The following is a 24,370-nucleotide window of genomic DNA, read 5'->3' as shown; positions in this document are numbered from 1 at the left end:
GTAAAGCCGCTTACTTTAGCGTTTTTGTTTTTTAGCCTATCTCTGACTAAAAAATCACCTTTTCATATAAAGTACAGTTAGAATAAGGCCTTACGCTATATCTTAAGTTGCATGGACGCTTAGGTTTAACGATGAAAGGAACTTCATGAGTATATTTACCCGTCTGCTTCGCTCGGCATTACTGTTAGTGTTATTTACCGCCTCATCTGCAGCGTTGGCGGTTGATTATGTGGGCACTGAAACCTGTATACGTTGTCACCAAGATGCTTATGAAGCATGGCAAGGCTCGCATCATCAATTGGCAATGCAACATGCCAGTGAAGACGCTATATTAGGTGACTTTAACAATGCTCAGTTCACTTTTAATGACAAGATCAATCGCTTTTACACTAAGGGCGAGCAGTTCTGGGTAAATATTGAAGGGCCTGATGGCCAGTTCCACGACTATCAAATCAAATACACTTTTGGAGTCACCCCACTTCAGCAATACATGGTTGAGTTTGATGATGGTCGGGTGCAACTGATCCCGTTTACTTGGGATGCCAGACCAAAGCAAGAGGGCGGCCAGCGTTGGTACCACCTTTACCCAGAGATGGCGAAAACCGATGAATTTTATTGGACAAATACCGGACAAAATTGGAACTTCATGTGTGCCGATTGTCACTCCACCGATCTAAAAAAGAACTACAACGCCGAGACCAATCAATACAACACCACTTGGGCTGAAATCAGCGTGGGTTGTGAGGCCTGCCATGGCCCAGCGAGTGAACATCTAGCATTGGCAAACCTTAAGCAAGACGGTGGCGAATGGAATAACAAACACTTTGGCTTTGACCGTGATTTATCAAAAGCGGTAAAAGAATGGGTTTATCAACAAGACAATAGCACCCTACAGCCCAAAGCGATTGAACACACCCAGCAAGTACCAGTGTGTGCGCAATGTCATAGCCGTAGAATTCAGCTTTCTGAAAAAAATGACCATGTTAACGGAGCGTTTCAAGATCGCTATTTATTAAGCATGATCACCCCACAGTTATATCACCATGACGGGCAAATCTATGATGAAGACTATGTCTATGGCTCTTACTTGCAAACCAAAATGGCTGAAAAAGGCGTAAGCTGTACTAATTGTCATGATCCACATAGCGCACAGTTAAAAGTACCAGAGCAAGCAGTATGCGCGCAGTGCCATGTAGCAGCAGAGTACTTGCCCGACAATCACACCTTTCATCAAGCCGATAGCGAAGCGTCTAAATGCACAACTTGCCACATGCCAGAAACCACCTATATGCAGGTTGACCCTAGGCGAGACCATAGCTGGCAGATCCCAAGACCAGATTTGAGCAAGCATATCAATACCCCCAACGTCTGCACCCGTTGTCATACCGATCAAAGCAATCAATGGGCAGAAGACGCACTGATAAAATGGTTCCCTGATTCACGCTATCGAAACCCTCAGCATTTCAGTATTGCCTTTTATGCGAGCAGTGTTAATCACCCTAGCGCTGGGCAGATGTTGTCATACATCGCTCAAGACCAAGCCCAAAGTAATATTATTCGTGCTTCCGCGATACAACGATTGGCCAATCATCCCAATAAAGATGCTATAAACGTATTAGCCAGTGCGGTTAAAGATAACAATGACATGATTCGCTTAGGCGCGGTAAAAGGTAGCAGCGCTTATCCTTTAGCCGACCGCTGGAAGTTAATTTCCCCGCTACTTAATGACCCGGTTTATGCAGTGCGTACTGAAGCAGCGGGTGCATTAGTCGCATACTGGAAAGCGCTAAGCGCACAGCAGCGTAGTGCTTTAGCATCAGCCCTCGCTGAGTATATTGAGATCCAAACATTTAGCAGTGACCGCGGCGCGAGCCGTACCAATTTGGGCAATATCCACCGTGCTCAAGGTCACTATCAGCTTGCTATTGAGGCTTATCAACAGGCAATTAAGGTTGAACCCAATTTTGCTAATAGCTACATCAACCTCGCTGATTTATACCGTGCTCAAAAAAATGAACCATTAGCGTTTAACACCCTAATGCAAGGGATTAAGGCGCAACCAAAAGCGGCAATATTAAGCTATTCAGCGGGGTTGTCTTTATTGAGGCAAAATCAGCCAAAGCAGGCGTTAGATTTATTCAAAAAAGCCTCTACCGTAGAACCCAATAACCCTCAATACTGGCTAGTTTATGGTTTGTCATTAGAGAAATTTGATTTACTTAAAGCAGATGAGGCTCTTCAGCAAGCCTTCGATATCAGCGGTAACCCAGACCATTTATATGCACGCTGTGAAATCTTAGTGAAGTATAAATCAGCCGGCGCCCCGGCCTGTATTGAAGCACTCAAACCCTACGCCCCAGACACGCTTATTCAGCAGTTAAATAGCCGCTTAAAGTAAGCGTATTTCGCAATCGTGATACAAGGTTTATCCATAAAAAAGCCCACTACTGTGGGCTTTTGTCACAAAGGTATAGGTTAACTAGTTACCCACTCCGCCATTATTTACGGCTTGTGATTCAGGGGTTACCGGAGGCCATTCTTCAAATGATGCAAGATGCTGAGCAACCGCCGCTTGCGCAGGACCAAAGGCCCACATTTTTTCGCCCATCCATTTTAAGTACATGCCTGATTCTTCGGCCGCTCGCTCATAAGGATCGCGACGCAAGTTAAATAGTAATGGTGCGTTTAGCTCTTCTTTAGGGCCACTCCAACCTTCGTTTTGTACCACAAAGTGGGCTTTCCAATCACCAACACGCACAGCTTGTAAGTTATCGCGCTCGTAATAGTAAATAACCTCACGCTTAGACTCGCCATCATTGGTTAACATCTCAACTTGGTTGTAACCATCAAGGTGCGCTTTAAAGCCATCGTAACCTGTTAGCATTTTCTCTTTTAAGTCTGCTGGGCCACCCGCGGCAGCCACTAAAGTGGGTAACCAATCCATGCCATCAAACATGCCATTATTTACCGCCCCTGCAGGGATTTTACCAGGCCAACTAATCAGCAATGGTGCTCTCACTCCTCCTTCCCAAGTTGTGCCTTTCTCGCCTTTAAATGGGGTCATGCCGCCATCGGGCCAAGTCATTATTTCAGGGCCGTTATCTGCCGTGAAAATAATAATGGTGTTATCTGCAATGCCTAGCTCTTCCATTTTGGCTAGCATTTCTCCTACATGGTCATCGAGATCCTTCATCACCACCTCTTGAAGGCCCCAGCCGTTTTCACCTAACATCGCTTCATATTTAGGGGATAAATGGGTCCAAACGTGGCCACGAGACGGGCAATACCAAGTGAAGAAAGGTTTATCGGCTTTTACCGCTCGCTCAATGAAATCAATGGTGTGTTTATTCACTTCATCATCGAGTGTACGCATCCGTTCTTTATGCAGCGGGCCATCATCAACAATGGTTTGCTTACCATTACCGTCTGATTTTGCGTGGATCACATTACGGGGAGCAAACTTTTGAAAGTCAGGGTCTTTTGGCCAATCTGGATCTTCGGTGTATTCCATGGCATTTAGGTGGTAAAGCCATCCCCAATATTCATCAAAACCATGCATAGTAGGTAAGAACTCATCTCTATCGCCAAGGTGATTTTTACCAAACTGGCCGGTCATATAACCCATAGATTTAAGCACTTCAGGCAATGTAGGCGTATCGCCACTTAAGCCAACTGGGCCACCCGGTAAACCCACTGAATGCATTCCCGTTCGCACCGGTAATTGACCGGTTAAAAACGCCGAACGCCCCGCCGTACAAGAGGGTTGTGCGTAATAGTCGGTGAGTAACATGCCTTTTTCAGCAATGCTATCAATGTTAGGCGTATGACTGCTCATCACACCATTGTGATAAGCACTTAGATTAGAGATACCAATGTCATCAGTGAAAATAACAAAAATATTGGGTTGCTCTTGCGCTGAGTGCGCAGTGAAAGGCAGTACGGCTAATACCCCTAAAATCAGGGAGCGAAACATCCTATTCATTCTTTCTCCTTAACTGATTACTCAGCTTTTTTAATGATTGTTCATCCAACAAGGCCGAACTCAAGTAATACCAGAGCGCTAATGCTTAGATACATAACAAGCTTAGAAAGCGGTAAAGCCGTAAGACAAGCGAGGCAGTATTAGCCCCACCCAAGCGGTCTCTTTAAGTGCTGCATTGCGCAAATAACTATGGCTGGTATCAATAAAGCGTAGATCAAATCTTGCGTGACACAAGCTATCCTCGGTATTGACCAACAAAAATATAACAATCAGAACAAGTGCTTATGTCAGTTTATAGAAGAAGGATTTAGCCTGAGAAATACTGTAGCCAATGGGTTGGGGTTACGTGCTCTCCGAGCGATAGCGATGGTTATGCTGAAGTGTCTGCCGAGGTTTCTCACCAAACAAGCGCATATAATCCTGACTGAATTGGCTAAGATGAAAAAAACCATAATCAAATGCTATCTCTGAAATCGTTCTGGCGCTGTCACAATTTAGCAGCCTACGTCTCACTTGGTTAAGCCGAATAATTTTAATATATTGCTTAGGTGACATGCCAAGACACTCACTAAAAGTGTACTGCAAGGTGCGGCGACTAACATGCACTGCCGCGCATATCTCGCTTATAGTGACAGGGGTCTTTAAGCGCGAGTCGCTTAAATAGTGTTTAACCCGCTTCATAATACGTAGCCGCTGATGAGAACCAACATGTGAAGCGGATACCTGCTGAGCTTGGCTAAGTAGTTCTTGCACCGCATCCTGAAGGATTATCTCCTGGGTGATACTACTCCAGCGATTACCTTGCGGTTGCAATAGCAGCGACAAGTATTGCCGAAATACCATTTGCGCCCCCGCGCCACTTCCTTCTATGCAAAGGCCTCTAGGCGTTTGGCTTATCTGAGCTTCTTCATTTTGTTCTGCGAATTGAGTTAACAAGCTTTTAGGCAGCACAAGACCAAAGATAGAAAAGTTATCTGGCGTCAACAGTTCAAAATCTAAGCCACCAGGCATGCATAAAAATTGGTCATGACTGGTCCGCTGATGATTAATGCGACAGCTTTTATTATTTGCGCTAACCCCTAACCATAGCCCACCGTCTTCTACTCGACACTGTTGCCGCAACTCATGGCTAGTATCTTCTCGAAACACATGAATATGCGGCAAGCTAACTTCATTTATTACACCAAGAAACTGGCCTTGGCTGAGTTGGTCAAACTCTTGCTGCCAGTTGATCAGGTTTGCCGCCTGATGATTTGCATCATTCGAGTGAAGTGTGCACAACAATGATTCATTGTTCGTTACAGTGCGTTTCTCCATATTTTCTATCCTTGGCTCGCCCAATGTATCAAAACAGGGCAAGACTAACTTATCACATTGTTATATATACACTTTTCCTCATTGCCACTTTTCGATAATCGTTCGGAATAAACATTGCAGCCTGAGTAGCAAGGCCTTTTAGTCTTATAAGTGAGCAAAAAATGGTCCAAATAAACGTGTCACCATATTGAAATGTTATAAAGCCATCTCGTCGCAGTGAGTAAAACTCAATTAGCGAATCAGACGGCATAGCAGCAACCATTTTAGACGCGCCACTCAATGGCACAACGCTGTACCTAACATCAACTTGGTCAACACCCCTGTGTTTTAAAGGATTAGAACAACAGCGCTGATGAGCAAAGGCTTAAGCCGTTAAGCCCGTTTACAGCGCCAAATTAGCAAGCTTAGTTGCCATGCTTTTGCGATAAGGAAATCTAATGCCCGGTTTTATTGTTGCCTACGTCAATTACGTTGATAGATTTAATCGTCTTATAGGCCGCTTTATGATGTACGGAATCTTCCTGATAATAGGCGTACTGATGTGGTCGTCTATATCCAAAACCTTTTTCTTGCCATCTCTATGGACCCTCGAGTCTGCCCAATTCATGATGGTTGGCTACTACATCCTTGGTGGCGCCTATGCCATCCAGCTAAACGCGAATGTTCGAATGGACTTGTTCTACGGTGAATGGTCGATAAAAAAGCGCGCTTGGGTAGATGCCTTTACCGTCTTCTTTCTGATTTTTTATCTGTTTGTACTTCTCTATGGAGGCCTAGAAAGCACACTTTATTCGCTTGAATATGGTCAGCGTAGCCGTAGCGCTTGGCGGCCCTATTTATGGCCAATTAAGGCCGTAATGTGCACCGGATTTTTAATGATGATCCTGCAGGCGGTCTCACAGTTAATAAAAGATATCGCGATTATTCGGAGAGTAGAAATCAAATGAGTTATGGCATGATCGCAACAATGATGTTCTCGTTGATGATGTTGCTAATGGCAACGGGTCAACGAGTGTTTGCTGCAATAGGCGCGGTTGCTTCCATCGCCGCTATTTTTCTGTGGGGAACAGGGGGAATAGAGATCCCTTTCACCGCCACCTTAAAGCTGATGAATTGGTATCCCTTGCTTACCCTCCCCATGTTTATCTTTATGGGCTACATCCTTTCTGAATCCAAAATCGCCGATGATCTTTACAAAATGTTTCATGTTTGGATGGGGCCAATGCCCGGCGGGCTAGCCATCGGTACTATCGGCCTTATGGTACTTATCTCAGCCATGAACGGGCTGTCTGTTGCAGGTATGGCAATCGGTGCCACTATTGCCCTGCCAGAGTTACTAAAACGTAACTATGACAAAAGAATGGTCACCGGGGTGATTCAAGCAGGATCCTCACTGGGTATTCTGGTGCCTCCTTCGGTGGTGCTGGTTCTGTACGCCATGATTGCTCGCCAACCAGTAGGGCAACTCTGGCTAGCGGGTATTATTCCGGGCCTCATTATGGCGGCGCTATTTATCATTTACATCGCTATACGCTGTCGAATGAACCCCAGCCTAGGGCCAACTCTTAGCGCTGAAGAGCGCAATGTTCCTATGGCAGAGAAAATCCGCCTGCTTGGTGCAGGGGCACTGCCATTAGGTATATTTGCAGTAATGATGGTTCCTTTTGTTAACGGCTGGACCAGTCTAGTAGAAAGCTCCGCCATTGGTGCAATGGCTGCACTGTTAGCGGCTATTTTTAAAAAACGCATGACCAAACTCGTATTCGAGAAGTCGCTGCGTAACACCTTAGCGATATCTTGCATGTTTATGTGGATCATCCTTGCAGCGCTGGGCTTTGGTGCCGTATTTGATGGGCTAGGCGCGGTAAAATCAATAGAAAACCTATTTACCGAGCAGTTAGGGCTAAGCCCTTGGATGATTCTTATACTGATGCAACTGTCGTTTCTGATCATGGGATCCTTCCTTGACGATACGGCAATGTTGGTTATTGTGGCTCCCCTTTATGTGCCACTGGTCAATGCGCTTGGCTTTGACCTTATTTGGTACGGTGTGCTCTACACCATTACCTCTCAAATCGCTTACATGACGCCACCATTTGGCTACAACTTATTTCTGATGCGCGCCATGGCGCCGCCTGAAATCACTCTGCGCGATATCTACGGCTCCATCGGCCCCTTTGTCGCCATAATGATTGCCTCACTGATTCTAATTATGATCTTTCCTCAGCTGGCTTTGTGGCTGCCGGAATACGTATATGGAAAGTAGCGAGGCACCCTTTGCACACTAACACCGAAATGCAAATACACGGCGGGCAACTGGCCCACTGAGACAATATCCATTGGAGGGATAACCATGACTTCTAGACGTAAGTTTTTAACCGGTGCGGCCGCTTTAACCGCGGGTACTTTATTGGCTCCGGCCAAAACGTTTGCAGCAAACCCAAAAATTAAGTGGCGTATGCAAACCTACGCAGGCCCGGCTTTAGCCGAACATGTAATTAAGCCCGCTATTGAAGCATTTAACCGGATCGCTGGTGACGAAATGCAGATTGAGCTGTACTTTGCCGATCAATTAGTGCCAACCGGTGAGCTATTTCGCGCCATGCAAAAAGGAATTATCGATGCAGTTCAATCTGATGATGATTCAATGGCATCCCCTACCGAGGTAACCACCTTCGGGGGCTACTTCCCGTTTGGTAGCCGCTATTCTTTAGATGTGCCGGTGCTTTTCAACCAATACGGTTTGGGAGAAATTTGGGCAGAAGAGTACGCTAAAGTCGGGGTCAAACACATCTCTGCAGGTGCATGGGATCCCTGTCACTTTGCCACCAAAAAGCCCATCAATAGCCTTGAAGACCTAAAAGGCTTAAGAGTATTTACCTTTCCAACGGCTGGTCGCTTCCTCGCTAAATTTGGCGTAGTGCCGGTGTCTATTCCTTGGGAAGATGTAGAAGTAGCCCTTCAAACCGGCGAGTTAGATGGTATTGCTTGGTCAGGTATCACCGAAGACTATACTGTTGGCTGGTCAAAAGTGACCGATTATTTCCTTACTAACAATATTTCTGGTGCCTGGATTGGTTCTTTCTTTGCCAATATGGATCGTTATAACGCACTACCAGACCACCTTAAAGAGCTACTTAGCTTATGTTTAGACACCTCTCATTACTATCGCCAATGGTGGTATTGGGGCGGAGAAGCCAAGCTACGTGTTGAAGGCAGTGATATGAAATTAACCACCATTCCCGATGAAGAATGGGCAACGGTAGAAGCAGAAGCACACCAATTTTGGGAAGAAATAGCCAAAGAATCGCCCACTAAAGCCAAGGTTGTCGAAATATTTAAAAAGTACAACGCCGATATGGTGAAAGCGGGTAGACCTTACCGATACAACTAACAGTGACGAACAACAGCGACCGTGGTCGCTGTTGTTATCATAGGCATTAATCACTAAAGGGAACGCTATGGCCGCAACATATCGCTGGCAACAAGGAGACAAGGTATACCAGTTCCATTCACTGGCCGATTTAATGGCAAAAGCCACACCCGCTCGCTCTGGTGATGCATTAGCCGGTATATGTGCAGAAACAGCAGAGCAGAGAGTCATCGCACAAATGGCCCTAGCCGAAGTGCCCTTAAAAACCTTTCTCAATGAGGCGCTTGTTCCCTATGAATCTGATGAAATAACCCGCCTCATCCTCGACAGCCACAATATCAGCGCTTTTGCTCCCATCTCTCATATGACAGTAGGCGATCTGCGCAACTGGCTGCTTGGTAGTCAGGCAGATGGAGAAAGCTTAGCTAAATTACGCCTTGGGCTTACTCCCGAAATGGTTGCCGCGGTAAGCAAAATAATGCGTAATCAAGACCTCATTCTGGTGGCCCAAAAATGCAATGTGGTGAGCGCGTTCCGCAATACTATTGGTTTACAAGGAAGGCTCTCTACACGTTTACAACCCAATCACCCTACCGACTCTCTTAATGGCATTGCCGCATGCATTTTCGACGGCCTAATGTACGGTAACGGCGATGCTGTAATAGGGATAAATCCCGCTACCGATAATGTAGCGCAAACTATCAAGCTGCTATCACTCATGGATGAGGTGATCCAGCGCTATCAAATTCCCACTCAATCTTGCGTGCTTACTCATGTCACCAATACCATAGAGGCCATAGAGAAAGGCGCTCCGGTTGATTTAGTCTTTCAGTCTATTGGCGGAACTCAAGGCACCAATGACACCTTTGGGGTAAACCTTAACCTATTAAAAGAAGCGCAAGAGGCAGCACTGTCACTAAACCGAGGAACCGTTGGCAACAACGTCATGTATTTTGAAACAGGGCAAGGCACCGCGCTTTCGGCCGATGCCTATTTCGGCGTTGATCAGCAAACCTGCGAAGCAAGGGCTTATGCGGTTGCCCGCCACTTCGATCCCTTACTGGTTAACACCGTGGTGGGATTTATCGGTCCTGAATACCTGTTTGATGGTAAACAAATTATTCGCGCCGGGTTAGAAGACCACTTCTGCGGTAAGCTATTGGGGCTGCCAATGGGCTGTGATATTTGCTATACCAATCACGCCTATGCCGATCAAAATGATATGGACAACCTGCTAACCTTGTTGGGTGTGGCAGGCTGCACGTTTATTATGGGGATCCCCGGCTCAGACGACATAATGCTTAACTATCAAACCACCTCATTTCACGATGCGCTATATGCACGTAAAGCGCTAGGCCTGAAACCGGCACCTGAGTTTGAATCCTGGTTGACGCAGATGGAAATATTTAGTGATGTTGAGCAGGTCCAGCTCAATCAAAATCTCGCTTCGCCCTTCAGGTCCTCACTCTCCCGATTAGAAGATGAAAGCGTATGAGTAAACCTTCAAATAAACCAAGCATCAAGGCTGAGCCACTGGTGACAGCAACGCCCTGGCAATCGCTAAAACAGTTTACCTCCGCCCGCATCGCTCTGGGCCGAGCGGGCAATAGTATTCCCAGCAATGAGTTACTGGCTTTTCAGCTCGATCACGCCCGCGCGATAGATGCGGTGCACAAAGCGCTAGATGTAGAAACCTTATGCAAGCAACTCGCCTGTTCACCTGTATTGCTTAGCGTTACGCAAGAGCCACCCATGGTGCTCGCGAGTAAAGCCACTGACAGGATGACTTATCTGCAAAGGCCAGACCTAGGGCGGCAGCTCAATCAGAACTCATGGCAAACACTCATCGAGCGGCGCGCAACAAATAACACAGAGTATGACCTCGCTATCGTAGTGGCCGATGGGCTTTCTTCCATCGCGATTCAACGGCACGCTCTGTCCGTCATAGAAAGGCTCGTGTCCACCTTAGCGCTCGATAAAAAACATCGTTGGTCACTTGCCCCGGTAACCATTGTCACTCAAGGTAGAGTCGCGGTGGGCGATGATGTAGGTGAGTGTTTGAAGGCAAAAATAACCATGATACTCATTGGAGAACGGCCGGGGCTAAGTTCGCCTGACAGCATGGGGATCTACATCAGCTGGGCTCCCAAACGCGGTATTAAAGATGCTAGCCGAAACTGTATCTCTAATATTCGGCCTGAAGGCCTAAACTATAATGAAGCAAGCCGCAAAGCCTTTTACCTGCTAAGTGAATCTATCAGGCTACGGCTCTCTGGTATTGGCCTAAAAGACCGCTCAACTAACCTTGAAGACAGTGAGGTAATAGAGGCACCTGCAAGCTCTAACTTTCTTCTATCCTAGTTAAGCTTGGGGCATCAACCTTGGCTTACAAGAAAGCGAGAAAGGGAAAAGCATACCGACTACATTTAGAGGCTCTCCCCTTTTATATTTTTAAGGTGAGTCTTCAATACAGAACACTCTCGCGTGTTGATTGCGTAACCTTTTGTCAAAGACAAACAGGTCGGCCTCATAGTTGTCACCTGACAGCGCTGGGTCTAATCGTACTCCAATAGCGCAATGCTTAGGCATAGGGAACGTGGTTTGTAGTTGGTCAACAATCTGATTATATCGACTAATTGAAAATGTCATTGATGTACTCAGCGCCAATATAACAACCACCGGGGTGTTAATCTCACAGTGGGACAAAACACTATCAATACTGCGCTTATTAAACCTGTGATATTGAGCTCTGCTTCCATCAATACTGCCAATGTTAAAATCTTCTATGTCAAGGTTGATCAGCGATGGCTTGGTGAGAATGTCATAGACCGCTGTCGACATAGTGGCATTACCGGGTAATACCAACACCCTTTTTCCATACTCACCCGCTAAAGCCTCTAAATCCGCTAACGCCCACTCCTTGTAACTATCATCCATACAAAAAAGCAGATTTTGCTGACCTCGCATTGCCACCAACATATCAGAATAAGTAGTGATGATAGTATTCGTAGTCGCCAATGTTTCTTTTATTCTCAACATAGACAGCCCTCTTGGTTGCAGTGATCTTTGGTGTAAATCATCGCTCAAAAGTAGCCCCTATTTCTTTGCTCCCAGCGATGATAATAATCGCTGTACAGCTCGTCCCTACCTCCTGTTTCTGTAATCCAGTCCTCGTACTCTGGCGAATCTTCAAAACCGTTACCCGAAAAACCCTGCAGTGGGTTAACGTTTGTCTTTAGTGATTGGGTCATCGTTTGGCTTACGGTTTTAAGCGGATTTTGGGTCAATAAACCAATCGCATCTTCGGCATCGTTTTTTAGTTCAGACAAAGCAAATGATGGACCAAGGCAAATAGTGTCTGAAATAACTTTTAGAATTCCCATAATCTTTCTCCATGGTTATCGCTTGTGATTAGTCAGCCTCTAGGCAAAGACCCCTTAGCGATATTTGTTGTGACCCCAAATGGTCACAGCGGTATTAGCTAAATGAACTAGCCTACTGGTAGTCGAGGAAGCATCACTTTGTTGCTCCCCCATTTATGAGCATTTATCGCTTTTTTAAAACCTGCAATGACCTCCCTGCATTCGTCGCTAATTCATCAATAACTTGGTCTTTCTGCGCTAACAGTTCTCGCATTAGCTCTAGCTCATTTTCAACAGAATTTTGCTTTGCTTCGGTATCTTCAACACCATCGTCATAGCCCTCTCCGTAGCCATCCATCCAAGCCAAACGATAGGTTTCTTCAAGAACACTGGCTTGTTGGTCTTGTAGGTTTCGCTCTTTACTATTAAAGCCCATGTTTATTCCTCATCTGTTCACGCATTTGCTGTCTTAATCCATCATCAATTGTTGTCCTCAAATGTTGAGGTAACGACATCGCTTTCCCTGCTGGCTTACTGTTATCGCTTGTTTCAGCCCCCCCCTCTCGGTGCATATTCGTGTCGCGCTTATGGTTCGCAAACTCATAAACGTTATTGCCTTTAGTCATTGGTAAATCTCCTTATCTCATTGTTTATGCTGGCATCCTCTTGAGACAACTGAGGACACCGATCCATCATGTTTAATGCTCTTGCTGCGGCTAAGCGCTTCACTCCTAACGGCCCGCTATTGATAAGCTCACTCGGCATCATGCAGTGTTAATCAAGTACCTTTGCTTTGCTTACTATTCATATCCACAGCACTTATTGAAAAATTCATAAATCGACGCCTTAATCATTGTCTTATTCAAAATAACCAAGGACACAAATAAAAGTCAATAGCAAAAATTAAATCAAACCATACACACATAAAAACACAAAAAAACACACCAAAACACCAGCAAGGCAAACATAACACTATGTGGAAATTTATAAATCGCAATAAAAACACACAAACGTAAAATTGGCATCTTTTTATTGCATTAATAGATAAAGTAGCAACACTCAACGGGAAGTTGGTGTTTTATCTAGGTCAAATGTTATGATTGAAGAAGCCAAATTACTTTATTGTGTGGGTTCATGAAGACCGAATTAAAAAATCCTTTTACTAACGCTATAGACCTAATCACCAATGAAGTGCTTCAACTATTACTCGTCGTTGAGTATTTGAAGACAGATAAAAATCTTTATGCGAAATTGCGAAAACTAGCAGAGTTAAAACAAGAAATAGATTCATCACAACAAATTCAAGACTATGTTAAAGCCTCTAACCACGCCTCGCCGAAACAGTCATATGAATTTATTGCTAGGGTCTGTACAGCATTAGATCATGGCTGGAGTGCTAACCGATTTACTAGGGAGTGCTTAAAAGACGTTATTCGTATAGAAGATAGCCAATCAACTCGCCTTAGATATCAGCAAGAATTGTTGAAAAAAATTCTTGACGATACCCTCCCCTCCATCCTCGATAACATTAACTTCAAGTTTGAAGGCTTTCATGACGCGGCGAATAACTACCAGCACCTACATCTCCTCTTGGCATATATCAATGCACAAGAGTTACTGAGTGAGGTAGCGGCACTAAACACTCTTGATTACAGCAATATTGAGTTTTTGCTTCTCGGAAAGTTCAAGCAAGAGCTAAGTAAATCAGTGCCGATGAGTTCAATAAACGAGTTATTGGAAAAAGCTGAAACATCGTTTCACTTAAATCGCAAAGTATATCGAATGGTTAACGACCTGTTTTATCAGGCGCTAAATCACCCTCTGGCGCGCATAGAAACGCTTCTATTGTGGGGCAAACAAACCAGCAAAATGCCACTGAATATTAAAACCGAAACAAAAACGGAACAGTGGGAAGAGTTGTTTTCAAGCTCTAACACTGAGGTGATCACAATAAAGATGAAAAAACAGGATGTAGAGCTCGAGTTCAAAGACAGTAATTGGGACGGCTTGTTCAACAGTTTTTATTATGCCCTAGATAAACAGCTTAGCGATGAAGAACAGCCTTGGGCTAGCGTACAGGCCTTTAACGCCGTTGAGGCGTACCTACAGTATGATTTTTGGGCCTCTTTCCGACGCGATCAGTTCATTAGCAACTTAAGCTCGGAAGATATCAATAAGAAACCATCAGCGCTCGCAAGGCGAAGACTCATTTCTCTACCTGTTATAACTAGGGGGCTAGCCTTTTCTATCTATTTTGCTAAAACCGCTGTGAATACAGAAAAATTAACGACTAAAGCGGCGCTAACACAATACTGCCAAGCTGAAGGGTACAGTGAGAGCACCATAAAGCAGTCGTATGAAGCAGTAAGGCGACTCGCCAAAAGCAGTGCATTTAAGGCGCTACTCCAATACCAAAAAGAATGGTTGCTTAATAATGAGCTTCCAAACTCACGGTTCGTCTTCCGCTCGCTTTTAGTTAGTGCTGAACGGTAACACTAAAGAAAAGTGGTGTACTGAACGAGAGCCCAATTGTGGCCTGTCTTAAATATCAAGGCGGCAGTGAAAATACAGGTGCGTAAACGCTAACCTTAACCGTGCTTACTTCATATTTTTGAGAGGGTTAAATAACTGGGTGTTAGCTTGCTAGCGTAGTAGCACCCCGCTGGCGGAAGTAACCGAGATAAGCGCAAATGCTTTTCTCTATCAACGCTTAAGTAATGTACTAGCGCTTGCCAAAATTTAAATTGAATGTTGTTTCCATTTGCAACCACCTCTTTTAACAGGCCTGGAGTGTAAGGTTTGTACAGCTCAATGTGATCAATCACTACTGCCTGCGAGTCAACCAGGCTGATATAAAGTGTTTCTTCATAGGGAGAGTCATTGCTGGTAAACCAAAGGCTACCTAGTGCTGGCACATCAAAGCCATTTTCAACCACTAGGCCTGGCAAGTTAATCGCCAGCGTAGAGCCAGAAGGTATAACGTTTACGCTACCCTCGCCCTTTACCACTCGGTAGCCCTTTAGTTCTTTCATCTGTCTACTCATTCCTTTGGTTTACCAGACAATAGCGCTAGCAGCGGCAATTAATACCAAAGCAACTCTACTCTGAGCTAAATGGCTGTAGATTATTTGAAAAGACTATCACCAGTAACAAAACAATCAATTGACATAATTGACAGCTTGTTTTTTTTGCCAATAGATTGTGGGGCCAAACTTTGGCTTAAAAACGCTAGCCAAGTTTTATTAGCTAGCACTCTATAAATTGATTTTATCTAGATAATACAGCAGTATAAACATCCTAATTGACTAAAAACGGCTTAAGGCTATGACGGTAAATTTCGCCAGCAAAATTTGTGGTTCTCGGCCTTATCCAGCCAAAGCAGATCTTAATGCCGACCTAAAGAAGTTTGAAAGCGACCGAGGCCGAATCATTAACAGCGCTGCGGTGCGCCGCTTACAACAAAAAACCCAAGTATTCCCGCTAGAGCGAAATGCCGCCGTACGCAGCCGCCTTACCCACTCGCTAGAAGTACAGCAAGTGGGCCGTTATATTTCGCAACTCATCTGCGAAGCCTTAGTTGATGAACAAAACAGCTACCAACTTAAGGGGCTTGAGCGCCAGTTAGAAAGCATTGTTGAAATGTCCTGTTTAATGCACGACATTGGCAACCCACCCTTTGGTCACTTTGGTGAAGCCGCCTTAATTGACTGGCTAAGCAAAAACCTCAATAGCTTGTATCAAGCGAGCCAAGCCACCGAGCTAGATGAAAACAAAGAACAAACACCCAAGCTGCCAGAAGCGATTCATCGGGATTTAGTCAGCTTCGAGGGCAATGCCCAAGGCATTCGGCTTATTCACTCCTTATTAAAGCTAAACCTCACCTACTCGCAAGCCTCAGGCATACTCAAATACACCCGCTGCGGTACAGAAGCCAAGCCAGGTAAAAGCGCTCCCTTTAGCTACCTTAAAAAGAAAGTGGGCTACTACCTTAGCGAGCAACGCTACATAGAAGACATTCGCGAACACCTAGCCATAGACCAATTCTGCCGCGCGCCCTTTTCTTACATTATGGAAGCCGCCGACGATGTGTCTTATGGTATCGCCGACTTAGAAGACGCCATAGAAAAAGGCGTGCTGAGCATTAAAGAACTAAAGCACGCCCTATTAGCCACCTTTGCCAAACTAAGCAGTGAACATGGCTGCAGCAAACCAAAAGAAATGGGCACCATTCTCGACTTTGCTCACCAAAGTAAAAAACCACAGCTGAGTGATGAAGAAAGAGACTCGATGTTTTTTGTTTATCTGCGCGTAGCAGTAAACCAACGCTTGCCCGAACATGCCAAAAACCAGTTTGTGGCAAACTTAGACGCCGTTTACCAAGGCAGCTTGAACCGCGCGCTTATCGAAGATGGCAGCGTAAACCACCTCATAGTTGAAACCTTTAAAAGCGTCGCACTAGAGCGTTGCTTTTGCCACCCAGAAGTAGAGGCCCGCGAGCTGCAAGGCTATCAAATCATCTCAGGCTTAATGGCTTGCTACCAACCGCTGTTAGCACTAAGCCAAGGCCAATTTGAATACTTAGTTGATAACAGCAAAGCAAAAGAAAAAAGCTCTGCTTACATACAACGTCTATTCAAAAAACTGCCGTCTAAACACTTGGCGGCGTATCAAAAAGCCATGAGCGACGCGCCAGTAAGCGATGCGTTTGGCAACGAGCAGTGCCGCGAGTTTTACTACCGCACAAGGCTGATTATCGACTACATCAGCGGCATGACCGACCAATACGCCTACGACGAATTTAGAGCGTTTAATGTGATAAGTGATTTTTAGGTAAGCGGAAAAGGTGCTAAAGAGAACAGATGTTTAAAGTGACTCTGACACCTTTTACTTTCTCTTCTTTTACTTTTCCTAACTCATTTTCTAGTGTTTCTGGCCTACTTAACCAGGCTTTAATTATAGTGAGCATGGTTAAGCCTCTTTAGCTGGAATTAACAGTAACGCCAACAAAGCTAGCCATGCTGTGAAGGGAATGAATGCCGCAATGGTTGAAAGCATAGCCCATTGCTTATTTCTGCCAAATATAGAAAGCGCCCGGCAATAGCAAAAGGCCGCATAAAACCAAAGATTAAGCATGCTGCTTAATGCAAAAAATAGAGCTATAGCGCTGTCTTTAAATACCACAATCCAAAAAACAGTCATGACCAAACCCAAAATTATTACGCCCATGTATTTCAAAAATTGCGCGCGGTTAATGGCACCGGAAAAAACTAGTGCCTCGTTGATAGTTGTTGCTGTTCTCATGGTTAATCTCTCGTTGGTTGTTGGTGATTGCTAAACGCCTAGCGTTCGCTTAATGCGACTAGGCAGTCTTGTGTATTTGTAGCCCCATCGGCTTTTCAAGGAATTGCCAGTTTTAAACCAGTCGCTACTATTACCTTGTAGTTCTTCCATATGCCGAGCGCTGGCGCATTCCATCTCGCTACTTTTATCATATTGCTCACCCCCTTAACTAGCCAAAGATGGCCCCAGGTTGCGCCCAAGCCTATAGTGATTGCCAAGCCAGTGATTGCTATTTTCTTTTTTAGGTTCATGGTTGCCCTCTCGCTGGCATTGGTTGTTCTTAAGCTCTTGGAGCACCCAAAAACCCAAGGCGCTGTCCTTGTTAAAAAATTAGTAAATCGTGCATGATTTCTAGCGCAGAAACTGTCACTAGTATTTCGCGCACTTGTTTAAACTGGCTGCGCGAACCTTCGTTGTCGTAGTATTCCTGCTCAGCTTTTTCTCGTTCATCGCTAACCGAAAAGCCCCCTAGTACTTGCCAGCCTTCCAGCTTATCAAGCACCGCCGCTATCGCCTCAACGCGCGGATCGTTATGACAGATTTCATCGGCTCGCTCGTAATAGGCGCAAACGTAACTAGCTAACTGCTTGAGACGGTCAATCTTGCTGAACTTACCGCCAGTGTCTAAATCAATGGCTGTTAAGCTTTGCCATTTATCATTGTCATACAATGCGCTTTCTAGTCGCTCGTTTAAGCTTTTGCCGATCAGCTTGTTTAACAGCTTCATATTTGCAGAAGCTAACCCCATTAAGCGTTTTACTTCCTGATCGCGCATGCGTTCTTCTAGCTCGCGTACATAGTCAGCTTCGAGGTATTCGTTAAACTCAGAATACCCGCCAAGCTCATTAATAAATTCAACGTGCGCTTTCACCTCGATTATTGGCGAATAGTTCGCTAATGCAATTTCAAGATTAGCTTTCGCTGCTAAAATGCTGTTGCGCCTAATTAGCTTCAGTGCTTCTTGGCTAGCTTCATGGTTAGCTCTTAATAGGTTATCAAGCTTGTTTTGGATCGCTGTATCATCGTAATTGCAGCCAAACATAGTGGTACTCTCTCGTTAATTGGTTGGTTACAGCCATAACCTAGTTACGATGTTGTAAATAGTTTAGTAATTTAAGATTAATAATTTTAAGTAAATAGTAGAATTGCTCCCTAATGTTGACCAATCAGCTATTCAACTAGAAACCGTACTAGGCTCACATTGATGAAAATAGTGACTCATTCAATGAGCCACTACTTTATTGGTCAAATGTTTAGATTAACTACACGTAGACCATGTGATTTTTTGATCCGCCCGCGCTTGCTGGTAGATATCGGCACACATGGGTTGAGTAAAATCGACCGTTTCTGCGAAATTTATGTTGATTTGTGAACCATTCCCTTCGTTGTAATAGGTCGTGTTACCTGTTTCTAGGTTGTAGACGTAAGTCTCCCACGTTGCATAAGATTCATGGTTAGTAGGGTCAATCAGGTCTTGAGGAACCTTATTACCAAAGTCGAATATACCTTTCATTTTTCCTCGTACATCAACCCAGTCAGCGTCGCCATCTAAACTAATGTTAGCCGTAGCATGCAGGCCACGTATGTAACGATCGGGAGAACTAATTGAACCCGGTAAGGTGGTAGCATCATTAAGGTCAAATTTTTTCGCGTACTTAAGCACGTCTTGACGTAAAGGTGCATTCGCCATCACTCTTAAGTCACTGTTAATGTCTCCACGGTGAACGACCATCTTGCCACCTTCATTTAGTTGGAATAAGGCAATGTCACCCGACTTATCTTGAACCGAGAAATGAAAACCATGTTGATGACCTCCGATACCAGTAATCCACGCGGCTTGAAACTCACCCGCGTCAAATGCCGTTACCGCTTCTTCAACAGTGGCAAACTGAGTCACTAAAAATTGAACTATATTCGACATATGGACTGCTGGAGCCCCAGTGTCGGTCGCACTATTCACAAATTCTACGGAAGGGTTTTGGTACAACATTGAAGCAGACAAACCTTTATCGTTAATCGCTTCGCCAGAAGTGTTGTGGAACGTTTCTACTTCTACATAATCAACAGTGTGATGCTTTACTGTCCAAGACGCTGGGCTTTGGTATTCCGGTACGTCGAAGGTCGTTATTTGGGTGCCAACGGGAAGTGCCTTGGCAATGGATTGCAGTTCCGAACCGCCCCAATCAAACGAGCGAGCAACCGTTACACCATGGGTATCGCCGCCATCCATTATAAGGCGTGAACATGCGCTTGCTGTTGAAAGGCTACCAGCAATAGAGGCCGCTGCAATGGCTGCCAAAGCAATTTTGTTGAACTTGAAGTTTTTCATGATCGTTCCTCTTAGGTTTATTGGTAATCAGCTGATATGAAGCAAAGCAACAATCTCAATCCTGATTGATGGTGCTATCATGCAACAGAGTAGTTAGACAAAGAACAAGCCCAAGGATGGGTTCAACCCTTTCTTGTGATAAGATTAAAACCCATGTAAAGAATCCGGATTTTTTAATGGCAGCAACTTTAGAGCAATTGAATGCTTTTGTAATAACGGTTGATAAGGGTAGTTTCAAACAAGCGAGCTACCAGATCGGGAAACATACGTCTACCGTGAGTGGCTTAATCGCGAATTTGGAGGCAGAGCTTGGGATTGAGCTTTTTATCCGAAAACCACGATCTTTAGAAATAACGCCTGCTGGTTCTGAGCTGTATCAATATGCGAAATCGGTACTACGAGAATTTGACCTGCTCGATGTTAAAGCAAACAGCCTCATCGAAGGGCTGCCGAACAGCCTCACCATTGCTGTTGACAGTGATCTTATGGGGGCAGAGCTGAGTGCGGTTTTCGCCAGTATTTTATCCAGCTACCCCGCTTTAGAGCTCAAGGTACTCAGCACCGATCCAATGCAAGTGCGTGGGCATGTATTAAATGAACAAGCAGATGTTGGCTTTGGAGTTTCACTCTTTAGCGGTCATCATGAACTGACGCTCGCTGATGGGTTTTCTTTCGATGTCACCTTTGTTGCCTCACCCGCATTAGGGTTCAGAGAGCAGGTAGTCCCTTTAGAGCGAGTTCGCGGGCAGTTACAAGTTGCGGCTTTGTTTATGAAGCAACTTGGCAAACAAGATACTCACAATCTGAGTTCACGAATCATCTATAGTAATAACTCTCTTAGCACTCTGGAGTTACTCTTGCAAAGCAATGCCTGGGCGATGCTGCCAGGCTTTATTTGCGAACGTGCTATTGCCGCTGGTGATTTGGAAGAGTTCTATATCTCTCCAACAGGCTCTGTACGAGCGAATCAATGGACAACGGAGCTGAGCTGGCTTACTGCAAAACCTAAAAATGCAGCAATGGACTTGTTTATCAAGAAAGTTGCACAACTACCAAATCGGTAATTAGTATTAAATTATAATGGTGATTTAGTAGCTCAAAATGACGCTTTGTGCACTTGATTCGTACTCAGCTAACGTGTTTTTGAACAGTTTCGAGTGACGAATGGAAGCAACAATGTCTTGAGAGACTATATTCTAAAAGGGTCAGAGTAACTTTAAATTCAACTGCGTAAACTCTGTAACTACACGCACAAAAAAAGCGAAGCATTGCTGCTTCGATTTTAATCATAACACACTGATAAATAAGACTTTACTCTTTATATGCTTCCACTGAAGGTACGCGAAGAATAAATTTCTATCCTCAAACACATCATCAATACGGTTTACGGTAGACCAAAATTTGTTTTGTTTAACTGCAGCACATGGGAACACCGCTAGCTCGCGGCTGTAGTTGTGGCTCCAATCGCCAGTTTCCACTTTGGCGGTTTCGGCACTTATCGACAACATAGCTGTTGATAAAGTTGGTGATCTCGCCATACGATTCTGGCTTGGTAGGCGAAATCAAAATATTAACTTACCAGTGGCGTAGCTTTCCGAATGGAACTCTAAAACCGAAGGATGCTAACCAATCATCAGTGGTAACTAAAGCCTCACCGGTAACAGCAAAACCTATGTACTTGAGGTTGAAGTATTTGGAAAATCGAATAGGGATACCATAACTATCACTCTCGAACGTTTGCCAAGTTTCCCCATCGAAATGATCTGTAGCCACAGAGAGTTTGGCTATTCCTGTTTCTACCAAAAACTCATACTCTCCAGGATAGAAGTACTTACCAACCATCAATCTTGTAGAACTATAATTATCCTTCCCATCTTCATACTCACATATCAATTGGCACCCATCATCATTCCCTCCTAGCACTCCTAAAGAAATACTATAATCTGAGTAACTATAATAAAGGTCTAGAGCGATACTCATTCCGGGCCGACCAAAAGAAAGCCCAGGTTCTAACCAAAGATAATGCTGTTGCTCTGTTACGCTCTGCTCCTCTGCTTGCAGAGGGCTTATTACCGCGCAAAGTAATAAAGCCGATATGCTTATATTTCTCATGCCTTTCCTTAGCTGTAAAAAAAATTCTTTATTATATTTTTATTTATAAAAACTTGCGGGCGCATTAAAACATTTAAAAACATAGAGATAAAAATTATTTTGAGACTTTGTGACTCAGCTATTAATAAATAACTGCATAGTATATAAAAATGATTCAGTTTGATAAAATGTGAATATTATTGCGTCACAAAGCAACTCTTAGGCAACGCGCATAGCATGATATAAAAGGCGATATATATTGAGTCAGATAACTTTAAATTCAACAGCTTGAACTCTACAACTACACGCACAAAAAAAGCGAAGCATCGCTGCTTCGCCTATCCTCTTAATCCATATCCTTAAAGGTGCAAACAGGCTCACCAATAGTTGTTTCGGTAAGTGGAATACGGCAATCCAAGTAATAAGAGATTAAATCTAAGGTCACTTCAAAAACATCAGCTGTAAATTTGGGAGAAAGGTAATCTACAGCCGCAACATCTGTTGTTACGTCTACAGTATTACCTTGTTGATCGGTGTAATGACATAGAGTTTTAGCAACGCCTGCACTTTCTAGCTGTAAAGTGATACATGGTTGCTCTTCGGTGTTGTATCTCATGTAAGTTACGGTTTCGCTACCTACAATGCCAACAACTTCGTCCCTTATTTGCAACGGCTTATTGTCTTGGGTACAAGCCGCGCCAGAAAATAGTAAGAAGCTAAGCGTTATAGTGTTGAGCGGTCGTTGCATAACGTAACCTAATTATTAGCTCTATGAGTGAAATACAAACAGCGCAATGAAATCAAACTAACCTAGTAAGTAACCTGAATAGCGTAGTAAATACGAGGAGAACGGAAGTACCAAGACAAATCATTGTAAACAACCAAAACTGAAAAGGCTCTTTATCTCGAGTCAATTCATCAGTTGAGCTAAGCAGCTCTATACGACCAACTTCAATGCCCTTTAAGCAATAAGACACCATAAAACAGCTTCCACTCAACCACATGCCATCCATTGCAATGGCAGTTCTATTAGGAAGCTCAATTATTCCACCAATGACAAGAGCGAGGCCAAAAAACGCAGCACTTAGCCAACAAACTACATTGTGTATCTTAAGAAATGTCACTTAAACAGCTTCTCTCTGATATACCGACTAATCCAAACAACAAACCTACCACTCCCCTTTATGAAAACACTTAGTACAAAGGCACGCAAACCTTGTCTTCTTCCAAGGTATAACAAACATCCGTTTCCGAGAGTGTTGGCGCTTCGCCTGTATAGGGATTATTGTACTCTTCTAAATTTATAGCCTCGGCTATAAAGCCAGCATCTTGATTAATCAGCAAATCCAACAACAAGATCCTAAGATCAAATTTAAGCTTTTCGGGATAAAAGGATAGAAAACGAGGGCGCGCCGTCATCTCCACAATTGAGCCAATAATATTCCGATAGTTGTTAAGCCCAAACCAAAACCGTTTATCAGAAGCCCATCTTACCTCTTCAAGTTGCTCATCTAGGCTAGTTTCGTGCAACTTAACTATCTCGATGAGGCCACCTTTTTCCACCTCCTCAGGAATCATCATTTGATGCCAAAACTTGAACGCCCTGTTTAACGTCATATTTTCTTTAAATTTAAGTTTTACTGTAAAAACGTTCCAGAGGTTACTTCTTACTCGCTTCCCTATAGACTCAATATTCTTTGCAAAATTAGAAAACTCACTTTGCCACACGCTGTTGAAGGATATCTCTTCAATAGATAAAGGCACAAACGCTGGAGCCAACAAATCCCAATTAGAAAACCCCTTCCTCTTCAACTCTATAATCAAAGGTTGATAAAAGCTCTCATAATTGACGATGGCCAAGGCATGAAACGCTAAATCTGGTGAGTTAATTAATAACTTCCTATCTATAACAATTAACTGCGAAAGCTGCTGTGCTGCCAACTCGAGGTTGTTATCTAATATATAAAAATACACCTCTAACAAAGCTAGCCTTTGTAGCGAAGCCAAAGAATCCATAATAGGTTTTGTGGCAAAGGTATTGATAGGGGTGAAATTGCTTAGCTTCGAAATGCTTAGATACCGATGAATTACGCTCTCAAATTGAAGCGTGTGTGCTTCTAACTCTATTCTGTTACGCGCTGTTTTCAATAAACAGTTTTCTTTATCGAAATAACAAAAGCTTGTTTCATCAAACACATTAGGCAAGCCATTAACATTTGGATACTGTAGCTCTTGAAAGTCAGATGGTGGAACAGTATTTATCTCGTGGAGTTTAGATTGATAACTATTGATAGCCTGCTTTCTAGAACACTCACCCGCTGAAGACAGCGCTATTAACTCAATAAAAGCATTGCCCTTTAAATCGACAGGCCTTGAGTAGTGCTCAATCCAACTCTTGGCTTCTGGGTGTAACTCGTCATCAGTTAAAATGTGGAAGATACCTGCAACAACGGCGATTAAGACAAAAAAACCTATTATTGGTATACACAGATATCCTTTCACCTTAAGCCTTATCCTTGTGCTTAAAAATTGAATCAGTTTATAGGCTCAGCTAGCCCTTTCACCTTACAACGCTC

Annotated in this window: 22 protein-coding genes and 1 pseudogene; 9 read left to right on the top strand and 14 right to left on the bottom strand. The window is 44.0% G+C overall.

Annotation, left to right across the window (positions count from 1 at the left end):
• Window positions 1–145 precede the first annotated feature (145 nt).
• On the top strand, window positions 146–2,398 hold the full coding sequence (locus M0C34_RS04235) for a tetratricopeptide repeat protein (RefSeq protein ID WP_248714413.1): 2,253 nt from the start codon (window positions 146–148) through the stop codon (window positions 2,396–2,398).
• An 81-nt stretch (window positions 2,399–2,479) separates the two neighbouring features.
• Here M0C34_RS04235 and M0C34_RS04230 read toward each other — a convergent pair whose 3' ends face one another.
• Together M0C34_RS04230 and M0C34_RS04225 are read right to left on the bottom strand one after the other, a co-directional pair.
• Window positions 2,480–3,982 (bottom strand): arylsulfatase, encoded by a 1,503-nt coding sequence (locus M0C34_RS04230; RefSeq protein ID WP_248714412.1) that lies wholly within the window; start codon window positions 3,980–3,982, stop codon window positions 2,480–2,482.
• A gap of 342 nt (window positions 3,983–4,324) precedes the next feature.
• Entirely contained in the window at window positions 4,325–5,299 is a 975-nt protein-coding gene (locus M0C34_RS04225) for a helix-turn-helix domain-containing protein (protein ID WP_248714411.1), read from the bottom strand.
• Between the two features lie 437 nt (window positions 5,300–5,736).
• Here M0C34_RS04225 and M0C34_RS04220 point away from each other — a divergent pair, with 437 nt between their 5' ends.
• From M0C34_RS04220 to eutC, 5 genes are all read left to right on the top strand, one after another.
• The gene (locus M0C34_RS04220; RefSeq protein ID WP_248714410.1) at window positions 5,737–6,246 is read left to right on the top strand and encodes a TRAP transporter small permease subunit; all 510 of its coding nucleotides are present in this window, start codon (window positions 5,737–5,739) and stop codon (window positions 6,244–6,246) included.
• An 8-nt stretch (window positions 6,247–6,254) separates the two neighbouring features.
• Window positions 6,255–7,565 (top strand): TRAP transporter large permease, encoded by a 1,311-nt coding sequence (locus M0C34_RS04215; protein ID WP_248714409.1) that lies wholly within the window; start codon window positions 6,255–6,257, stop codon window positions 7,563–7,565.
• 87 nt (window positions 7,566–7,652) lie between these two features.
• Window positions 7,653–8,693: a TRAP transporter substrate-binding protein DctP gene (dctP, locus tag M0C34_RS04210; RefSeq protein ID WP_248714408.1), complete on the top strand. Its 1,041-nt coding sequence runs from the start codon at window positions 7,653–7,655 to the stop codon at window positions 8,691–8,693.
• Window positions 8,694–8,760: 67 nt separating this feature from the next.
• Complete coding sequence (locus M0C34_RS04205) at window positions 8,761–10,167, top strand: ethanolamine ammonia-lyase subunit EutB (protein ID WP_248714407.1); 1,407 nt, start codon at window positions 8,761–8,763, stop codon at window positions 10,165–10,167.
• Window positions 10,164–11,033 carry an ethanolamine ammonia-lyase subunit EutC gene (eutC, locus tag M0C34_RS04200; protein WP_248714406.1) on the top strand — a complete coding sequence of 290 codons (870 nt, stop codon included), beginning with the start codon at window positions 10,164–10,166 and terminating at the stop codon, window positions 11,031–11,033. Before M0C34_RS04205 ends, eutC begins: the two co-directional genes overlap by 4 nt.
• Before the next feature lie 90 nt (window positions 11,034–11,123).
• Here the strand turns inward: eutC and M0C34_RS04195 are convergent, their stop codons facing one another.
• From M0C34_RS04195 to M0C34_RS04180, 4 genes are all read right to left on the bottom strand, one after another.
• Entirely contained in the window at window positions 11,124–11,711 is a 588-nt protein-coding gene (locus tag M0C34_RS04195; protein WP_248714405.1) for an FtsZ/tubulin family protein, read from the bottom strand.
• Window positions 11,712–11,755: 44 nt separating this feature from the next.
• Entirely contained in the window at window positions 11,756–12,055 is a 300-nt protein-coding gene (locus tag M0C34_RS04190; protein WP_248714404.1) for a hypothetical protein, read from the bottom strand.
• A 163-nt stretch (window positions 12,056–12,218) separates the two neighbouring features.
• The gene (locus M0C34_RS04185) at window positions 12,219–12,470 is read right to left on the bottom strand and encodes a hypothetical protein (protein ID WP_248714403.1); all 252 of its coding nucleotides are present in this window, start codon (window positions 12,468–12,470) and stop codon (window positions 12,219–12,221) included.
• Window positions 12,460–12,660: a hypothetical protein gene (locus M0C34_RS04180; protein WP_248714402.1), complete on the bottom strand. Its 201-nt coding sequence runs from the start codon at window positions 12,658–12,660 to the stop codon at window positions 12,460–12,462. Before M0C34_RS04180 ends, M0C34_RS04185 begins: the two co-directional genes overlap by 11 nt.
• Before the next feature lie 508 nt (window positions 12,661–13,168).
• Here M0C34_RS04180 and M0C34_RS04175 point away from each other — a divergent pair.
• The gene (locus tag M0C34_RS04175) at window positions 13,169–14,527 is read left to right on the top strand and encodes a hypothetical protein (protein WP_248714401.1); all 1,359 of its coding nucleotides are present in this window, start codon (window positions 13,169–13,171) and stop codon (window positions 14,525–14,527) included.
• Between the two features lie 110 nt (window positions 14,528–14,637).
• Here the strand turns inward: M0C34_RS04175 and M0C34_RS04170 are convergent, their stop codons facing one another.
• Window positions 14,638–15,066 carry a hypothetical protein gene (locus M0C34_RS04170; protein WP_248714400.1) on the bottom strand — a complete coding sequence of 143 codons (429 nt, stop codon included), beginning with the start codon at window positions 15,064–15,066 and terminating at the stop codon, window positions 14,638–14,640.
• A gap of 292 nt (window positions 15,067–15,358) precedes the next feature.
• Between M0C34_RS04170 and dgt the strand changes: the two genes are divergently transcribed.
• Window positions 15,359–16,864: a dGTPase gene (gene dgt, locus M0C34_RS04165; protein WP_248714399.1), complete on the top strand. Its 1,506-nt coding sequence runs from the start codon at window positions 15,359–15,361 to the stop codon at window positions 16,862–16,864.
• Window positions 16,865–17,002: 138 nt separating this feature from the next.
• Here dgt and M0C34_RS04160 read toward each other — a convergent pair whose 3' ends face one another.
• The 3 genes from M0C34_RS04160 to M0C34_RS04150 form a co-directional block, all read right to left on the bottom strand.
• Window positions 17,003–17,233 carry a hypothetical protein gene (locus tag M0C34_RS04160; RefSeq protein WP_248714398.1) on the bottom strand — a complete coding sequence of 77 codons (231 nt, stop codon included), beginning with the start codon at window positions 17,231–17,233 and terminating at the stop codon, window positions 17,003–17,005.
• Window positions 17,234–17,696: 463 nt separating this feature from the next.
• Entirely contained in the window at window positions 17,697–18,416 is a 720-nt protein-coding gene (locus tag M0C34_RS04155) for a hypothetical protein (RefSeq protein ID WP_248714397.1), read from the bottom strand.
• Window positions 18,417–18,632: 216 nt separating this feature from the next.
• Window positions 18,633–19,703, bottom strand: a complete 1,071-nt coding sequence (locus tag M0C34_RS04150; RefSeq protein ID WP_248714396.1) for a linear amide C-N hydrolase — start codon at window positions 19,701–19,703, stop codon at window positions 18,633–18,635.
• Between the two features lie 116 nt (window positions 19,704–19,819).
• Here M0C34_RS04150 and M0C34_RS04145 point away from each other — a divergent pair, with 116 nt between their 5' ends.
• Window positions 19,820–20,767 carry a LysR family transcriptional regulator gene (locus M0C34_RS04145; protein WP_248714395.1) on the top strand — a complete coding sequence of 316 codons (948 nt, stop codon included), beginning with the start codon at window positions 19,820–19,822 and terminating at the stop codon, window positions 20,765–20,767.
• A 222-nt stretch (window positions 20,768–20,989) separates the two neighbouring features.
• On the opposite strand, the pseudogene M0C34_RS04140 reads toward M0C34_RS04145, so the two are convergent.
• The 4 genes and pseudogenes from M0C34_RS04140 to M0C34_RS04125 all read right to left on the bottom strand — a co-directional run.
• A pseudogene (locus M0C34_RS04140) lies at window positions 20,990–21,272 on the bottom strand (hypothetical protein); the annotation flags it as partial.
• A 6-nt stretch (window positions 21,273–21,278) separates the two neighbouring features.
• Window positions 21,279–21,815, bottom strand: a complete 537-nt coding sequence (locus tag M0C34_RS04135; RefSeq protein ID WP_248714394.1) for a hypothetical protein — start codon at window positions 21,813–21,815, stop codon at window positions 21,279–21,281.
• Window positions 21,816–22,140: 325 nt separating this feature from the next.
• Complete coding sequence (locus M0C34_RS04130; RefSeq protein ID WP_248714393.1) at window positions 22,141–22,542, bottom strand: hypothetical protein; 402 nt, start codon at window positions 22,540–22,542, stop codon at window positions 22,141–22,143.
• A 446-nt stretch (window positions 22,543–22,988) separates the two neighbouring features.
• Entirely contained in the window at window positions 22,989–24,296 is a 1,308-nt protein-coding gene (locus M0C34_RS04125) for a hypothetical protein (RefSeq protein ID WP_248714392.1), read from the bottom strand.
• Window positions 24,297–24,370: the final 74 nt, after the last annotated feature.

This window comes from Agarivorans sp. TSD2052, assembly GCF_023238625.1.
Taxonomy (GTDB): domain Bacteria; phylum Pseudomonadota; class Gammaproteobacteria; order Enterobacterales; family Celerinatantimonadaceae; genus Agarivorans.
Note: the sequence above shows the minus strand (reverse complement) of the source record. Positions and strands in the feature narration are given on the sequence as shown.

What these genes read in the sequence shown, in the direction of transcription:
- M0C34_RS04235 (WP_248714413.1), top strand. Translation starts at nt 146, where the DNA reads ATGAGTATATTTACCCGTCTGCTTCGCTCGGCATTACTGTTAGTGTTA.
- M0C34_RS04230 (WP_248714412.1), bottom strand. Translation starts at nt 3,982, where the DNA reads ATGAATAGGATGTTTCGCTCCCTGATTTTAGGGGTATTAGCCGTACTG.
- M0C34_RS04225 (WP_248714411.1), bottom strand. Translation starts at nt 5,299, where the DNA reads ATGGAGAAACGCACTGTAACGAACAATGAATCATTGTTGTGCACACTT.
- M0C34_RS04220 (WP_248714410.1), top strand. Translation starts at nt 5,737, where the DNA reads ATGCCCGGTTTTATTGTTGCCTACGTCAATTACGTTGATAGATTTAAT.
- M0C34_RS04215 (WP_248714409.1), top strand. Translation starts at nt 6,255, where the DNA reads ATGATCGCAACAATGATGTTCTCGTTGATGATGTTGCTAATGGCAACG.
- dctP (WP_248714408.1), top strand. Translation starts at nt 7,653, where the DNA reads ATGACTTCTAGACGTAAGTTTTTAACCGGTGCGGCCGCTTTAACCGCG.
- M0C34_RS04205 (WP_248714407.1), top strand. Translation starts at nt 8,761, where the DNA reads ATGGCCGCAACATATCGCTGGCAACAAGGAGACAAGGTATACCAGTTC.
- eutC (WP_248714406.1), top strand. Translation starts at nt 10,164, where the DNA reads ATGAGTAAACCTTCAAATAAACCAAGCATCAAGGCTGAGCCACTGGTG.
- M0C34_RS04195 (WP_248714405.1), bottom strand. Translation starts at nt 11,711, where the DNA reads ATGTTGAGAATAAAAGAAACATTGGCGACTACGAATACTATCATCACT.
- M0C34_RS04190 (WP_248714404.1), bottom strand. Translation starts at nt 12,055, where the DNA reads ATGGGAATTCTAAAAGTTATTTCAGACACTATTTGCCTTGGTCCATCA.
- M0C34_RS04185 (WP_248714403.1), bottom strand. Translation starts at nt 12,470, where the DNA reads ATGGGCTTTAATAGTAAAGAGCGAAACCTACAAGACCAACAAGCCAGT.
- M0C34_RS04180 (WP_248714402.1), bottom strand. Translation starts at nt 12,660, where the DNA reads ATGACTAAAGGCAATAACGTTTATGAGTTTGCGAACCATAAGCGCGAC.
- M0C34_RS04175 (WP_248714401.1), top strand. Translation starts at nt 13,169, where the DNA reads ATGAAGACCGAATTAAAAAATCCTTTTACTAACGCTATAGACCTAATC.
- M0C34_RS04170 (WP_248714400.1), bottom strand. Translation starts at nt 15,066, where the DNA reads ATGAAAGAACTAAAGGGCTACCGAGTGGTAAAGGGCGAGGGTAGCGTA.
- dgt (WP_248714399.1), top strand. Translation starts at nt 15,359, where the DNA reads ATGACGGTAAATTTCGCCAGCAAAATTTGTGGTTCTCGGCCTTATCCA.
- M0C34_RS04160 (WP_248714398.1), bottom strand. Translation starts at nt 17,233, where the DNA reads ATGACTGTTTTTTGGATTGTGGTATTTAAAGACAGCGCTATAGCTCTA.
- M0C34_RS04155 (WP_248714397.1), bottom strand. Translation starts at nt 18,416, where the DNA reads ATGTTTGGCTGCAATTACGATGATACAGCGATCCAAAACAAGCTTGAT.
- M0C34_RS04150 (WP_248714396.1), bottom strand. Translation starts at nt 19,703, where the DNA reads ATGAAAAACTTCAAGTTCAACAAAATTGCTTTGGCAGCCATTGCAGCG.
- M0C34_RS04145 (WP_248714395.1), top strand. Translation starts at nt 19,820, where the DNA reads ATGGGTTCAACCCTTTCTTGTGATAAGATTAAAACCCATGTAAAGAAT.
- M0C34_RS04135 (WP_248714394.1), bottom strand. Translation starts at nt 21,815, where the DNA reads ATGAGAAATATAAGCATATCGGCTTTATTACTTTGCGCGGTAATAAGC.
- M0C34_RS04130 (WP_248714393.1), bottom strand. Translation starts at nt 22,542, where the DNA reads ATGCAACGACCGCTCAACACTATAACGCTTAGCTTCTTACTATTTTCT.